Annotated in this window: 16 protein-coding genes; 1 reads left to right on the forward strand and 15 read right to left on the reverse strand. The window is 59.0% G+C overall.

What is annotated here, in order from left to right:
- Positions 1-14: 14 nt before the first annotated feature.
- From VOI22_RS08150 to nhaA, 8 genes are all read right to left on the reverse strand, one after another.
- Entirely contained in the window at positions 15-1,418 is a 1,404-nt protein-coding gene (locus tag VOI22_RS08150; RefSeq protein WP_323796011.1) for an NAD(P)/FAD-dependent oxidoreductase, read from the reverse strand.
- On the reverse strand, positions 1,415-1,735 hold the full coding sequence (locus tag VOI22_RS08155; protein WP_323796012.1) for a (2Fe-2S)-binding protein: 321 nt from the start codon (positions 1,733-1,735) through the stop codon (positions 1,415-1,417). The genes VOI22_RS08150 and VOI22_RS08155 overlap by 4 nt, the downstream gene beginning before the upstream one ends.
- A complete protein-coding gene (locus VOI22_RS08160) occupies positions 1,716-2,834 on the reverse strand; it encodes an FAD-dependent oxidoreductase (RefSeq protein WP_323796013.1) in 1,119 nt (372 codons plus the stop codon). The genes VOI22_RS08155 and VOI22_RS08160 overlap by 20 nt, the downstream gene beginning before the upstream one ends.
- Before the next feature lie 6 nt (positions 2,835-2,840).
- A complete protein-coding gene (locus tag VOI22_RS08165; RefSeq protein ID WP_028464555.1) occupies positions 2,841-3,197 on the reverse strand; it encodes an arsenate reductase in 357 nt (118 codons plus the stop codon).
- A gap of 3 nt (positions 3,198-3,200) precedes the next feature.
- Positions 3,201-4,349 carry a M14-type cytosolic carboxypeptidase gene (locus VOI22_RS08170; protein ID WP_323796014.1) on the reverse strand — a complete coding sequence of 383 codons (1,149 nt, stop codon included), beginning with the start codon at positions 4,347-4,349 and terminating at the stop codon, positions 3,201-3,203.
- A gap of 121 nt (positions 4,350-4,470) precedes the next feature.
- The gene (locus tag VOI22_RS08175; protein WP_323796015.1) at positions 4,471-4,785 is read right to left on the reverse strand and encodes a P-II family nitrogen regulator; all 315 of its coding nucleotides are present in this window, start codon (positions 4,783-4,785) and stop codon (positions 4,471-4,473) included.
- A gap of 11 nt (positions 4,786-4,796) precedes the next feature.
- A complete protein-coding gene (locus tag VOI22_RS08180) occupies positions 4,797-5,813 on the reverse strand; it encodes a sodium-dependent bicarbonate transport family permease (protein ID WP_323796016.1) in 1,017 nt (338 codons plus the stop codon).
- Between the two features lie 4 nt (positions 5,814-5,817).
- Positions 5,818-7,014: a Na+/H+ antiporter NhaA gene (nhaA, locus tag VOI22_RS08185; protein WP_416366147.1), complete on the reverse strand. Its 1,197-nt coding sequence runs from the start codon at positions 7,012-7,014 to the stop codon at positions 5,818-5,820.
- A gap of 137 nt (positions 7,015-7,151) precedes the next feature.
- Between nhaA and VOI22_RS08190 the strand changes: the two genes are divergently transcribed.
- On the forward strand, positions 7,152-7,337 hold the full coding sequence (locus tag VOI22_RS08190) for a helix-turn-helix domain-containing protein (RefSeq protein ID WP_323796018.1): 186 nt from the start codon (positions 7,152-7,154) through the stop codon (positions 7,335-7,337).
- A gap of 52 nt (positions 7,338-7,389) precedes the next feature.
- On the opposite strand, the gene VOI22_RS08195 is transcribed toward VOI22_RS08190, so the two are convergent.
- From VOI22_RS08195 to VOI22_RS08225, 7 genes are all read right to left on the reverse strand, one after another.
- A complete protein-coding gene (locus tag VOI22_RS08195) occupies positions 7,390-7,692 on the reverse strand; it encodes an alkylphosphonate utilization protein (protein ID WP_323796019.1) in 303 nt (100 codons plus the stop codon).
- A 91-nt stretch (positions 7,693-7,783) separates the two neighbouring features.
- The gene (locus VOI22_RS08200) at positions 7,784-8,416 is read right to left on the reverse strand and encodes a LysE family translocator (protein WP_323796020.1); all 633 of its coding nucleotides are present in this window, start codon (positions 8,414-8,416) and stop codon (positions 7,784-7,786) included.
- A 21-nt stretch (positions 8,417-8,437) separates the two neighbouring features.
- Positions 8,438-8,992: a PAS domain-containing protein gene (locus tag VOI22_RS08205; protein WP_323796021.1), complete on the reverse strand. Its 555-nt coding sequence runs from the start codon at positions 8,990-8,992 to the stop codon at positions 8,438-8,440.
- 515 nt (positions 8,993-9,507) lie between these two features.
- Complete coding sequence (locus VOI22_RS08210; protein ID WP_323796022.1) at positions 9,508-12,300, reverse strand: bifunctional aconitate hydratase 2/2-methylisocitrate dehydratase; 2,793 nt, start codon at positions 12,298-12,300, stop codon at positions 9,508-9,510.
- A 755-nt stretch (positions 12,301-13,055) separates the two neighbouring features.
- On the reverse strand, positions 13,056-13,895 hold the full coding sequence (locus VOI22_RS08215; protein ID WP_156901148.1) for a hypothetical protein: 840 nt from the start codon (positions 13,893-13,895) through the stop codon (positions 13,056-13,058).
- A gap of 66 nt (positions 13,896-13,961) precedes the next feature.
- Positions 13,962-14,372: a tautomerase family protein gene (locus VOI22_RS08220; protein ID WP_323796023.1), complete on the reverse strand. Its 411-nt coding sequence runs from the start codon at positions 14,370-14,372 to the stop codon at positions 13,962-13,964.
- 42 nt (positions 14,373-14,414) lie between these two features.
- On the reverse strand, positions 14,415-14,747 hold the full coding sequence (locus VOI22_RS08225; protein ID WP_323796024.1) for a hypothetical protein: 333 nt from the start codon (positions 14,745-14,747) through the stop codon (positions 14,415-14,417).
- Positions 14,748-14,954 lie beyond the last annotated feature (207 nt).

Genomic DNA, 14,954 nt, shown 5'->3' on the forward strand with positions numbered 1-14,954 from the left:
GTCTTTCCTCCAGGTTAGTCCGCGCCATCCAGCGCCGCCAGTTCGCCGACGGTCACCGGTTTGATGGGTGGACGGATACGGTAGTAACCGATTGCGTCAGGCTCCTTGCCATGCGCGTCGGCCAGAATTTCAGTCACGGTCAGGCCGCACATCCGCCCCTGGCACGGTCCCATGCCCGCACGCAGGAAGGCTTTCGCCTGGTTTGGACCGGGCGCCCCGTCGGCAGCGGCACCACGCACCGCGCGTGCGCTGACTTCCTCGCACCGGCAGACAGGGACATCGCCATCGAGCTTGCCGATCCAGTCCGGCGGCGGGTACATCGCGTCGAGCAGTGGCCGCACCGCCATTTGCGCCCGCAGATTATCGCGCGCCTTGACGATCTCGATATCGCCTGACGGCCGGTTCACCGCACCGAGCTCTTCAGCGATCTCCAGCGCCGCAATCCGCCCCGTATTCTCCGCCGCCGGCGCTCCGCCAATACCGCCACCATCACCGGCGACGAAAACACCCGGCACGCTGGTCTCCCCGCGATCGCTCAGCACAGGATGAAAGCATCGTTGGGCCGCGTTCCACCGATGCTCGCACCCGATAAGGCGGGTCAGCTGCGGGTTGGGCACCACACCCTCATGCAGAAGCAGGGTCGTCGCTTCGAGTTCGACGGTCTGGCCATCGCTCGTACATCTGACCCGCTCGACAGAGTCGGCTCCAAGCGCTTCGAGGTTCCGCACATGGCGGTAGACCGGTATCCCGGACGACGCCAGTGCCTGCATCAACCGCCGGCCCTTCAGCAATGTGCGCCAGCCTAGCAACGCCTTCGGCAGATGAGGCAAGCCGCGCATCATGGCCCCCGGAGGGGTTGTGTCCAGGACGGCGGAAACCGGAATCCCGGCTGCGTGGCATTGCACGGCGAACAGCAGCAGAAGCGGCCCAGACCCGGCAAGAACCAGCGGAGCCTGCGGGTATAGACCAGAGGATTTCAACATGGTCTGCGCCGCCCCGATGCTCATCACACCCGGCAGGGTCCAGCCCGGGATCGGCACCGGCCGTTCCATGGCTCCGGTCGCGAGCAGAACGGATCGCGCCTGCACCTGGCGGGTCACTCCGTCCCATGCCACAAGAATCGTTTTGTCGCCATCTTCCGGGCTATCGAGATGCCAAACCATGGCGGAAGGCCAGTAATTGGCCCCGGACGCGCGAAACCGTTCGGCCTTTGCGGCGCCAGCAGCATAGTCCGGACCGAGGAAAGCGAGATTGTCCGGCCGCTCCGACACATTGCGTTCGATCGCGCGCCAGATTTGCCCGCCCGGCTCCGGCTGCTCGTCAATCAGCAACACCGACAGTCCCGTTTCCCGAGCCGTCGCCGCTGCCTCCATACCGGCGGGACCGGCACCGATAATGGCAAGATCGGTGCTCGTCATTTCCCGCCCTCGTCAGCAAGATCTTCCGGCAACCCCGGCGCGCCTTGCTGACGGCGCACAGTCATGCCATCACGCACCTCGACCAGACAGCCCTGGCGGTTCGCCACGCCGTCGATCTCGATCAGGCATTCGAAGCAGACACCCATCATGCAGTAGGGCGCCCGCGCCGTGCCGGATCTCGGTGTGGTTCGGGAATGACCGATCCCGGCGCCCAGCAGGGCCGCCGCGACGCTGTCGCCGCTATGAGCAGTCAGGGCCTCGCCCTCGAATGTGAAATGCACCGCACGGGCGCGCGGTTCAGGCAGCCGGCGAAACATTGAAACGCTCCGGAGAGAAGGCGGCGAACCGGTCGTTGAAACCGCCATTGAGTATGGTTGGCGCAAGATCGAGCGCGTGTGCCGCCGCCAGCGTGACGCCGCTGTGACAGGAAATGCTGAAGGCGCCCGGCGCCGTTTCGGACTCGCGATAGATCGGAAAACCGTCCGGCGCCATCACCCGGAGCGCACTCCAGGTGCGCACCACGCGGACATTTTTCAGGATCGGGAAATACCGGACGACGTTCCGCGCAATCTCGCCCAGCTTTGCCGGACTGATCGAGGTGTCGTAGCCCGCATCTTCGTGGCTGTTACCGAAATTGATGGTGCCGTCAGCGGTCTGCCGGGCATTGACCAGCAGCATCGGCATGACAGGCTGCATCCGCTCAGTGATCAGGATATGACCCCGATTAGGGTTCACCGGAATGTCCAGGCCGACCATCGGGGCGAGCCATTTATTGGCAATACCAGCGGCAATCACCAGCTTGCCCGACCGGAACACTCCGGCCTCGGTCTCGGCCCGGAAGCCGTCGCCGTCCCTGGCGATCGAAAGGGTCTTTCCCCCACTGACATACCGCGCGCCGAGTTGCCGGGCAGCGGCATGCAGGCTGTGCAGCAGGTAGAGCGGATTGACGTGCCCATCATGCGGACTGAAGCTGGCGCCGGTTACCTCCGGGCCAACCAGCGGCATGATCTTGCGCACCTCTTCCGCATCGATCATCCGGCGATCGTTCTCGCCGACGCCGGGCTGGTTGTGCATCCGGCGGATCTCGTCCTCGTTCTCCCGGTACGCGTCCTCACCGAGACAGAGTTCAAGACCACCTTCCTGCTTCAGTTCGATATCCCGGCCATTATGCTCCAGCATGCCGTCTGCGAAGCCCTGGTAAAGATCCTTGGAGCGCCGGGTCCAGCTGGCATAGTCCGGCATGCCGTCGCCCTTGCCCTGCACCCAGACCAGCCCGAAATTCCCGCGCGAGGCACGGAAGGCCACGTCGCCCTCATCGAGGATCGTGACCTTCGCACCCTCACGGGCAAGCCCGTAGGCAATGGCGGAGCCGACCAGCCCGCCACCGACAACGATGACATCGGAACTGCCCGCCATCTCGCGTCAGTCGAGCAGGGTTTCGAGATCGGCCTGCACCGCCTTGTCGAAGCCGATCACGCGGATCTCGCCAAGATCGATGACCGGACGCTTGACCAACGAGGATTGGCTGGCCAGCAGTGCCGGCGCGCTGTCGGCATTGACGCTTTCCTGGATGGCCGGATCAAGCTTGCGCCAGGTCGTGCCGCGCTTGTTGACCACCTTCTCGACACCAAGCTCGGCGATCCATTCCGCCGCCCGCTCCTGAGTCAGGCCACCTTTCTTGAAGTCATGAAAATTATAAGAAACACCGCGTGCATCCAGCCATTTGCGGGCCTTCTTCACCGTGTCGCAATTGGCGATACCGTAGACCGTGATTGTCACGTTTCAGTTCCTTTCCATGCGGGGTGGCAGATCGTCCACCACCGCCAGCAGCACATCGACCAGACTGCGGCCGAGAATCTTGGAGCGCTCGCCGTCCCAACCATGCACCTGATCGGGCTGATTGTCCGCATCCTTGAAGGGCATCTCCAGCGTCATGGACAGCGCGCCCAGCCGGTTCGCGATATGGCCGGTTGAAGTTGTAAGGTTACCTTTGCCCGGCGCCGCCTTCGGATAGCCGTACACGGTCTGGAAATCCGGGTTCATCGCCGCATAGGTTTGCTGGAAACGATCCAGCATGGCGACATGCGCATCGGTGATCCCCGGCACGCCATAGCTTCCGGCGATGAAATTATACGGGATCGCTTCGTCCCCGTGCACATCGAAAGAGAGATCGACGCCGAGCCGATCCATCGCCTGCAGAACAGCCAGCACTTCCGGGCTTTTCTCCGCACTCGGGGACGCCCATTCGCGATTGAGGTTCACGCCCAGCGCATTGGTCCGAAGATTGCCGCGGCGCGTGCCGTCCGGGTTCATGTTCGGCACGGCGTAGATCACCGCCTTTTCCAGCAGCGCCCGGCTGGTGCCATCAGCAGGATCGAGCAGCCGTTCGATGAAGCCTTCCATGTACCATTCGGCCATGGGCTCTCCCGGATGCTGGCGGCCGAAAACCCAGAGCGGCTTCCGGCCGTCCGCAGCTTCGCCGATGGTCAGCATGTCAATGGTCTGCCCGTCATGCGTCTCGCCGAGCACCTCGGCGGCGCAGCGCTCTGACTGCTGGGCGGCTGCGATCAGATCCTCGTGCCGCTCCATCGAATAGGGTGCGAAATAGGCGTACCAGACATAGTCCGCCTCCGGCACGTGCCGGATGGTCAGCTCGGTGCCGTCATAGGATGTCGGCACCCGGAACCAGGTGTCCCGGTCGTAAGACGCGCAGGCCCGGTAATTCTCCCAGCCTTTCGGATAGCTCGACCCGCCGGCATTCAGGATGCGCATTTTCACCCCGCGCCCGGCTGCACCGGCGAGGCGGAAATGGAACCACTGGTAAAAGTCGGACCCGGTATCCGCCGGAATCCGGAGCTGGATGTCGTTCGGATCGTCGGCGGAGACGACTTCTATATTGCCGCTGTCGAACGCTGCGTCGATACGGAGCATGGGATCTCCCGGTCAGGTGAGCGGAGGAGACTAGAGCCGGCCATCCCATTTGAGAAGAGCCATCAAGGCAATGGTAAAGCATGCAGTAGGCAACAACCCCGTTGCCGCAGATCCCAGAAGGCTAAAACCGATCGGCGCGCACGACCTCGACATTGGACACGGTTATCAGGCCCGCCCTCTCATTGACGAACCCGAAGACGGATTCGAGCACACTGTCCTTGTGATGCCGGTCGAGTATGCACCAGACCATCATCATGCCCTCGGCGCCGGCAACTTGTCCGTCCCGCGTCCAGATCCCGTTCAGGCCACTGCCTCCTTGAACCGGCAAAATAGTGTATCCGTTCACGCCCTCCAGCCCGTCCAGCAAGGCCGCAAGGCGTGGAACCGCGAGCTGCTCGATCAGAATGTCCAGACGAACTTTCGAATGGGTCTCCATGGCTATTCTCCCTATCGAGCCGTCGAGAACAGCATATCCGCAAGCGCGATATAGAGCGGAATGCCAATCACAACATTGAACGGAAACGTCACACCGAGCGAGAGCGTCGTGTAGATCGCCGGATTAGCCTGCGGCAGCGCAAGCCGCATCGCCGCAGGCACCGCGATATACGAAGCACTGGCTGCAAGCACCATCATCAGCGCCTTTCCGGGCACTGACAGGTCGAGGGGCCACACCGCCAAAGCCATCAGCGCCGCGCCGATGAGCGGCATGTAGAGCCCGAAAAGGATGGGACCGGCTGATATTGCCTTGCGGTTCTGCAACAAACCACGCCCCGCCACAGCGCCCATATCGAGCAGGAACAGGCAAAGCACGCCTTTGAACGGATCCACGATAAACGGTTTGACGTCAGCCAATCCTGCCGGCCCCGTGAACCACCCGATAGCGACCGCTCCAAGCAGCAGGACAACCGAACTGTTGAGCGCCGCTTCACGGATTGAGATAGACGGCACGGTTTCCCCTCCGCCCTTCACAACGGCGCCACCCGACCGACCTGACGCAGCAGCCAGCCAGAGACCGGCGACAATGGCAGGCGCTTCCATCGCGGCAGCGACAGCAACAAGAATGCCCTCCGCCGTATCTCCCCGATCGGAAAGCACCTGAATTGCGGTAAGGAACGTCACAATGCTGATCGACCCGTAGTGGGCCGCAACCGCCGCGGCATCGGTCCGGCTGAGACGGCTTGTCGAACGGAGAGCCGCGTATCCGACAAACGGGAACAAGGCGCTGAAAAGGATGCCGACTGCGAGCGGAAGGAAACTCGCAAGCCCGGCGCCAGTCTCAGCGATCCCCACACCGCCCTTGAAGCCAATCGCAAGCATCAGATAAAGCGCTACGGTCTTGGCGACCGGCTGCGGTAGCGACAGGTCGACACGCGCCAGCGCCGCAGCGAAGCCCAGGATGAAGAAAAGCACCACCGGCGACCCCAAGGTGCCGGCGGCAAGGCCCAGGAGGGAACTCAGGTCCATACAGTCACGCCTTCACCGGGGCGGCGGCTGCGGTCGGTTCGGCGGATCGTCGCGTCGCAAACTTGAGGACGGTGTAACCCAGCAATCCCGAAAGAATAGAGCCACTCATGACACCAAGCCGGACAGCGCGGGCATGTTCGACATCCGCGAAGGCGAGCGTGCCGATGAAAAGGCTCATGGTGAAACCGATGCCTGCCAGCAAGGAGACGCCATAGATTTGCAGGAACGACGTGTCCTTGGGAAGACGCGTGAAGCCGGATTTGATGGCAAGCACCGCGAAGCCGAACACGCCCACCTGCTTGCCGACGAACAGTCCAAGGGCAATGCCAAGCGGCAGAGGTGCCAGCAGGTCTTCCAGCGAAAGGCCGGCAAGCGGAATGCCCGCGTTGGCGAAGGCGAAGACTGGCATGATGAAGAACCCGATCCATGGTTTCAGGTCGTGTTCAAGCCGCAGCAGAGGCGGCTCCTCGTCTTCTTTGGTCCGGAGCGGGATGGTCAGGCCGATGACAACGCCGGCAAGCGTCGCGTGCACGCCGGACTTCAGCACGCAAACCCACATCACAATACCGACCAATACATAGGGTGTAATACGCGTCACACCCATTCGGTTCATCACGAACAGAATTGCGGCCCCGACCAGGCCGGACAGCAGAGCTATCTCGGACAGATCCGCCGTGTAGAAGAGTGCAATGATAACAATGGCGCCGAGATCGTCGATGATCGCCAGCGACAGCAGGAACACCTTGAGTGCCGGAGGCACACCCTTCCCCAGAAGCGCCAGAACGCCGAGGGCAAAGGCGATATCGGTGGCGGCCGGGATCGCCCAACCCTGCATTTCCGCCGCTTGTCCCCAGGTAAAGAAGAGAAAAACCAGCGCCGGCACCGCCATTCCGCCAATCGCGGCAACGGTCGGCAGCGCCGCCTCGCGCGGATCAGAGAGATGGCCGTCCACCAGCTCCCGTTTGATTTCCAGAGCGACATAAAAGAAGAATATCGCCATCAAACCATCATTAACCCACAATAGCAGTGGCTTATCAATGAGGAGCGCTCCGATGCCTACCGTCACCTTTGTGTCGAATAGCCCGTCATAGAGCCAGGCCAGTGGCGAATTATCCAGAATGAGCGCCATAATGGCCGCCAGGAACAACAGGACGCCGGGCGCGGCATCATGGCCCAACAGCTTCGACACGTACGGCGGCATTGCGGAAACGGGAGAAGACATATGGAAACCCAGTGCGTAGAAAAACTAAGAACTGGCACTGATATATGATCAGATATTTTAAATTCAATAAACCAATACTAAATGATAAAAACAAACATTAGAGAACGAATGAGACAATGCTGAGCCAACCGCTTCTGACCATCCACGAGGTCGCCGACCTGTTGAAAATGAAGGAAAGCACAGTCCGGAACTGGATCCGCGATGGAGAATTGCGCGCGATCAAGATGGGCCGCGACTGGCGTGTCGCGGTGAAGGATCTGGAAATTTATCTCAACGCGCACGCGAACAGACCAGGGGACTGAGCGAGCACCGCAGGAAAGCCTTTAGGCGCCCGTACAAGTAAGGCTCCCTGCCTCAGCGCTTGCGGACGAACTCCGTCCTGAGCACCAGCCCCTTGATCCCTTCGTACTTGCAGTCGATTTCCTCGGGATTGTCCGTCAACCGGATCGACTTGATGACCGTACCCTGCTTCAGGGTCTGCCCGGCGCCCTTCACCTTCAGATCCTTGACCAGCGCCACCGAGTCCCCATCGGCAAGCACATTGCCCGCCGCGTCGCGCACTTCGTTCGCCGCAGCCTGCTCTGCCGCAACCTCGGAGGCAGGACGCCATTCGCCGGTCGCTTCATCATAGACGTATTCGTCATCCTGGTCGGACATGGAGGTCTCTTTCGGGAACGGAATTGACGCCGTTCCTTATACGCCCCTGCTCTGTCGATACAACACCGTCACCACCGTCCCGCCACTCACCCTATGGCTTCAACAGCAGATATCCGCCCGCCGCGACGAAGAAAGCCCCCGCCAGCGTCTTAGCCTGATCCCGGTAAGCGAACCCGTCAGCCGTCACAGCCAGCCGGTGCGCCGCCAGCGCGTAGACCACCTTTACCCCGCCAACGGAGGCCACCGTGATAGCGGAGAGCAACCCGATATCCGCCCCGGACAAAGCCCCGAGATCGACGAAGGTCGGCAGCAGACTGGCATAGAAGAAGATCGCCTTGATATCGCCGAGAGTGAGCAACAGGCCAGCCGCGAAACTCCCGACCAGACCGGCGCGCGTGCTCTTGGGCACAGGCGCACTTTCGTCGGCGGACGCTTTTGCACGCTGCCGCAGGATCAACCCCACACCCAACCAGATCAGATAGAGCCCGGCCGCATATTTGATCAGGACGAACAGCGCGCCGAGTTGGCTCGCCAGTGCGGCCATGCTCAGGATCGCCATAGTCATGAAAATCAGGTCGCCCGCCACGATCCCGGCAGCGACGGCCATGCCGTGCCGAACCCCGGACAAGGCAGAGCGGGCAACCACCAGCGCGACGCTGGAGCTCGGCAATGCCGCCATCGCGGCGAGGACGAAAAACAGCGTAAGGGCACCGACCAGACTCATGGACTCACTCAACTCTGGGGCTCACTCGGGCGATGCTGAGATTTTCCGTCCGGCTTCCGGCGGATCGGACGGCGCAGGAGCAACGTCCGTAATTGACCGGTCCCGCGACGATGGCAGGCTCGGATAGTCGATCACCGTGATGAGTTGATCGACCTTTCCGCCGCCGCATCCGACGGGAACCGTGATCGATTCGAATGCAACCCACGCATTGTTCAGTGCCCAGATCATCGAGCCCTTCCGGAAGGTCGGGACCCCGCGTGCTCTCGTCTCCCGATACCGCGCCAACATCGCCTCGGCCCCGATCTTGTATGCGGATTTGGACACATATTTGCGGCTCAGATCCCGGCCGACCGCGCTTGCGATCTCGGTCCCGACAATCCGATGAAAGAAATCCCGGCCGTCATCGATCACTTCAACGATCTGCACATGGCCGATCCATGGGAGCAGGCTTTCCGGCGTGAAATGCACCCGGTCCGGCACGGGAGCGCCGTCGCAGCAATCACTCCAAAACCGACTGAAGGACAGTACGAGCGGGCTGGTAATTTCCTGTTCCGTGACGATATCCGACTTCGCCATATTAGCTCCGCTGCCCAATCTTGCGGGAGCTGCCGGTTCCGGAACGCGGCCCACTATTTCCGAGGCAGGTTTGCAACAATCAGCCGACCATAATGACGTGAAATGAAAAATCTATAATTCCACGATAGCGTTTTCCCGATGCTCTGCAAACCTAGGTATGTAGAGCGTCTGGCAGTGGGAGCGTCCGGCCATCATCATCGGCAATTTCCAATCGCTCAGGAACGATGTCGATCTGGAAACCGCGGAAAGGCTCCACCTCGTCCCGTGACCGGCGCACACAAGCCGCATCCCCTATATCACCCAATCCGTCATTCCGGCCGGAGAGCCGGGACCCAGGCGATCACAGAACGGCGCGTGCCAGTCCAGGGTCCCGCATCAAGTGCGGGATGACGAATTAGGGGAGATGGCTACCGTCGGCGCGACGCGGGATCACAACTCCTCGCAAAGAGAAGTTGTGACCAGAATTCCCACGCCTTCGGATTTCGCCCGAGAGCGCCTTAATCTCAAGGGCGGCCTTAGTAATGCGCCGACTGGGTATCCAGCGGCTTCTGCAGCGGCGGGGCGAATTTGGTGAGGTTGATCCCCTCGACCGCCGCCTTGTACTCATCGAGGTTCGGCGTTCTTCCGAGGATCGCGGAGAGCACGACGACCGGAGTCGACGCGAGCAGAGATTCGCCCTTCTTCTCCTTGGAATCCTCAACGACCCGACCCTCAAAGAGGCGTGTGGACGTGGCCAGAACCGTATCCCCTTTTGCCGCCTTTTCCTGGTTGCCCATGCAGAGGTTACAGCCCGGCCGCTCGAGATAAAGGATGTTCTCGTAGTCGGTGCGGGCCGTGGTCTTCGGGGCGTTGTCGTCGAATTCGAAGCCGGAATATTTCTGCAGGACTTCCCAGTCCCCCTCGACCTTCAACTCGTCGATGATGTTGTAGGTTGGGGCGGCGACGACCAGCGGGGCTTTGAACTTCACTTCGCCGCTCTGCTTTTCCAGATTGCGCAGCATCTGGGCGACGATCTTCACATCGCCCTTGTGCACCATGCAGGAGCCGACAAAGCCGAGATCGACCTTTTTCTCTGCCTTGTAGTAGGAGATGGGCCTGATTGTGTCGTGGGTATATCGCTTGGATACATCGATATTGTTCACATCGGGATCGGCAATCATGGGCTCATCGATCTGATCCAGGTCGACGACGACTTCGGCGAAATACTTGGCGTTATCGTCCGGAGCCAGAGCCGGTTTCTCGCCGGATTTGATCTCCGCAATGCGCTGATCTGCCTTGTCGATCAGGCCTTTCAGGACCTGGGCGTCATTATCCATGCCCTTGTCGATCATGATCTGGATACGGCTCTTGGCGATACCGAGGGACTCGATGAGGGTATCATCCTGGGAAATACAGATGGATGCTTTTGCCTTCATCTCGGCGGTCCAGTCCGTGAACGTGAAGGCCTGGTCGGCCAGCAGCGTTCCGATATGGACCTCGATGATCCGTCCCTGGAAGACGTTATCGCCGAACTTTTCCAGCATCTGAGTCTGCGTCGCGTGGACCACGTCACGGAAATCCATGTGATCCTTCATGCTTCCCTTGAAGGTCACCTTCACAGATTCAGGGATCGGCATGGTTGCTTCGCCTGTCGCCAGAGCCAGCGCAACCGTTCCTGAGTCGGCGCCGAAAGCAACGCCCTTGGACATCCGGGTGTGAGAGTCGCCACCAATGATGATTGCCCAGTCGTCGATCGTAATGTCATTCAGCACCTTGTGAATGACGTCGGTCATGGAGTGATAGACGCCCTTCGGATCGCGCGCCGTGATCAGGCCGAACTTGTGCATGAACGCCATCAGCCTGGGGGTATTCTCCTGCGCCTTGAAATCCCACACAGACGCCGTATGGCAGCCGGACTGATAGGCACCGTCCAGGGTCGGCGAAATGACTGTCGCGGCCATCGCCTCCAGCTCCTGGGAGGTCATCAGGCCGGTGGTGTCCTGGGAGCCAACGATATTCACCTTCACCCGAACATCGGAGCCGGCATGCAGCACGGTGCCAGGAGTGACGCCCACAGCATTTTTGTTGAAGATCTTCTCGACGGCCGTGAGGCCCTGACCCGGGTGGGAGACTTCCTTGGATGGAGCGAAGGCGGATTTCAGCTCGATCCCCAGCGTCTCGCACGCGAGGGTCTGCAGTTTCTTGCCGAAGACGACCGCGTAGGAGCCTCCAGCCTTCATGAACTCCATTTTTTGCGGCGAGAAGGATGACGATACATCGACAAGCTCTTCGTCGCCCTCTTCGTTATAGAGTTTCTGGTCTTTCGTATCGATCTTGAGAACAGTCCCCGTCTCGACGGAGTATTTCTGCTCCAGAATGGGGTTACCATCGTTGTTCAAAATCGGCTTGCCGCTGGAATCGAGTTTTTTGACCCAGTTCTTCAGGTCGATCCCGACGCCGCCGGTAACGCCCACAGTCGTCAGGAAAATCGGCGAAATACCATTCGTGCCGGCAACAATCGGAGCATAATTCACAAACGGGACATAAGGGCTGGCTGGCTTGCCGGTCCACAAGGCAACGTTATTGACCCCCGACATCCGGGAGGACCCCACGCCCATTGTCCCCTTCTCGGCGATCAGCATCACTCTCTTGTCAGGATGCTGCTTTTGCAGTGCCTGAATTTCTCCCTGAGCCTTCTCGGAGATCATGCACTTTCCGTGCAGCTCCCGATCCGACCTGGAGTGTGCCTGGTTGCCGGGAGACAGCAGATCGGTGGAAATATCGCCTTCCGCGGCGATGTAGGTGACGACCTTGATTTCCTCGTCAATGTCCGGAAGCTTGGTGAAGAATTCCGCGTCCGAGTAGCTGACAAGGATATCCTTGGCGATTTCATTCCCGGCTGCGTACGCCTCCTTAAGGCGGTCGGTATCCGCGTCGTAAAGCAGAACCTGTGTTTTCAGAACTTCGGCTGCCGAGTGCGCGATAGCTTCATCATCGCCCAGGGCCAGATCGAGCAGGACCTCAACCGAGGGGCCGCCCTTCATATGGGACAAAAGCTCAAAAGCGAAGGTCGGCGAAATCTCTTCGACGACCGCTTCACCAAGAATGATTTCTTTCAGAAATTTCGCCTTTGCGCCGGCGGCACTCGTCGTTCCAGGCAACGTATTGTAGACAAGGAAATTAATGGAATCTTCCCGGTACTCGTTACCGGTATCTTTTATTTGCGCTATGAGCTCTTTTACAAGTGCCCCATCCTCAATAGGCTTGGGGTGCAAATTCTGAGTCTTCCGAGTTTCAATCTCAGCCAAGTAATCTGTGTACAAGCTCATGATGGTCCCGACGCATTTGTGTTTGATGTAATTTGAACGCCGGGCAGCAAAAGCTTCTGGCGATCCGGCGCAAAGCTTACTGGTCGCATGATTAATTCAGCGCAGATTGGCTTGCAAGGTGTTTCTGACTGGTTAACAAGGCGGGAGAATTGCAGTGAATCCGCCGTCGCGAGCAGCGTGCTGGTGGCTTCATTCGTCCATAGGGTCAGCGTTATGGAAACCGCCCCGCCGCTCGACTAATCAGACCTCACCGAAGATGAAGCCAATCGCAGGATATCGGCCCCACTCGCACCCGGCGCCGGATAAACCAGAGCGAAAAAACTCCGGCACGTCCCGACCTCGTCAAATATCACGATACGGTCCGCGTGTTCCGCCACGCGACCGTGGACAAGTTCGACAGCGAGTAATGGCTCCGCCTCACTCCATAACCGGCGCAGGCAAGCAACATCGCCCTCCCCTCTTTTCGTCATCCTGGCCGGAGAGCCGGGACTCAGACGATTACAGGACCGCGCGTGCCATTCGTGGGTTCCGCATCAAGTGCGGGATGATGATTTGGCTAATGGGGAAATAAGTAGTGTGTCCCCGCAATTCCGGGACACACCACTCAATCCAACCGGTCCGGCTGATTAAACGGCGTGTCTTCTTTATTGAAGAGGTTGGGCTAATTAAGTAGCTCGTCCCCGCAATTGCGTCGCAATTGGTGTCCCGGCAATTGAGCACTCAATTGAGGTCTGCGTCCCAGGAATTCCCTATGGTCAGTTTTCGCACTTTCCTTGTGAAAAACACGCTTTCATCCAGTCCAACGCATCCTGAGCAATTTCCGCCAACTCCGGATCGGTTCTATTCGCCGCAATATCCGAAGAAATTCTAGGGTCGAAAAGCATTCTCAGAAGGAGAACTTCCGGTCCGCCCAGATAGTGCTTAAACGGCAATGAGAGAAGGCTCACGTTTTTGAATGTTCTGTTGCTTGAAAGAAAAAAACCATCAAATGTGAGTATTTTTGTGCAGTCCAAGAAATTTTTCCGGTTCAGCTCGCCAAAATACATGACCGCAACTTCACTCAAAACCTCACTCCCTCCTGACGACATCAAAAATGCGCAACTATCTCCAAATTTAACGTCCTCTGGCATTTCGATATTCATTTTCTTCATTAAATTCATAAATCGATGGAAGTTATTCTCTCCCGAAAACACATAATTTATGTCTCCATCACCCTCAGTGTTCTCAATTACAAGCTCTGGTCCTCGAACACCTTTGTAGGGACTGCCAATTACAAAACTAAAATCCTCAATATAGGACCTTATAATCGAACCGCGCTCACTTTCCGACGATGACCGCGGAGAGAACTTAACGACAATTCTATTTTTACTTAATTTTGCAATTTTGTGTTTTTTAACAAAATCGGAAAACTCTGCGCCGTTGTTTGTTTGATGCCGAAACATTTTAACAATATTTCCCATCTCAACATTCTCAAGATCGTCGAGATAGGAGCTGGCAGGCGCCCCGAGGAATTCACGCTCAGACGCGGCAACACTGGAATGATAAAAAAATACAAATACTAATAATATAAACGACATAACAGACTTCAAAATCACAAACTCTCTCCTTCAGATCGTTCTATTGAAAAGAGACCTTCAGCCTCCGTGAATATCCACTCGTGCTCAAACAATATTGTCCGCTCGTCCGGATTGTAGTTCATAATTTAGCACCAGCTCATCCCCCGTCTTCCCGCGTATCCCCCAGTTCGCCATCGGTGTCTCGAAGATCGTGATCTCCACGTCCTCCACCGGGATGCCGAGACCAGCGGGCACCCGCTGCATGATCCCATGCAGCAGGGCTTTCTTCGTCTCCGGCGCCCTGCCCTCGAACATGGAGATCTCGATCACCGTATAGGCGGCGCTGCGGTCTGCCGGGCGGATGAAATCCTCCGGCTCCAGCGGGATGAACCGGTGGAAGCGTTTGTCCTCTGGGAGCTTCAGGAACTCGGTGCTGCAGCCATGCAGGATGTCGGACAGCGCCGCGCGGTGGCGGGCGAGATGGGCCCGCTCTCCATAGATCTTGTACTGGGCCATTGTCAGCTCCGGGGGCTGGCTCCGGGTGTCTGCTCCGAAGGATTACTTCTCGTCTGAATCCGGCAGCCGGGATTCGACGCTTTCGCGCGCGGCCTTCGCGGCGGCATCGGCCGCCCGGCCCTGCCGCCTGACGCGCCATGAGGTGTAGATATACATCACCCCGCCGAAGACCAGGCCATAGACAACGGCCCGGTAGACGTCCTCGCCGGTAAGTTCCGTATTCGGGCCGAGCCAGCCCTGATACTGGGCGCCGATCATCACCAGGGTCAGCACGACGCCGTTGAAGACGCCGCGCCAGAGCGGCCGCTCCAGGATGAAGGGTTTGCGTGCTTGCCCTCCGGTCTCTGGGGTCCCGGGATTGTTCTCGCCGCTCATTTCAGCTCCTGTTTGCTGGTGTCAATTCGACTGCATCGTCGAGCAAGACTTTGCACAACGTCGGGCGGGGGCCAAGCATTAGACGAATAATTTAACGAGCGACGCCTATTTTAAGAAATCACCGTCCAGCCAAGTTCGGACGTCTCGAATACGGAGACGCCAGCGCACCCACGCCTGATAAAGCCCCAAATACCCCGGCAGAGCAAA

The sequence above is a fragment of the Nisaea sp. genome (assembly GCF_034670185.1).
Classification (GTDB): Bacteria; Pseudomonadota; Alphaproteobacteria; order Thalassobaculales; family Thalassobaculaceae; genus Nisaea.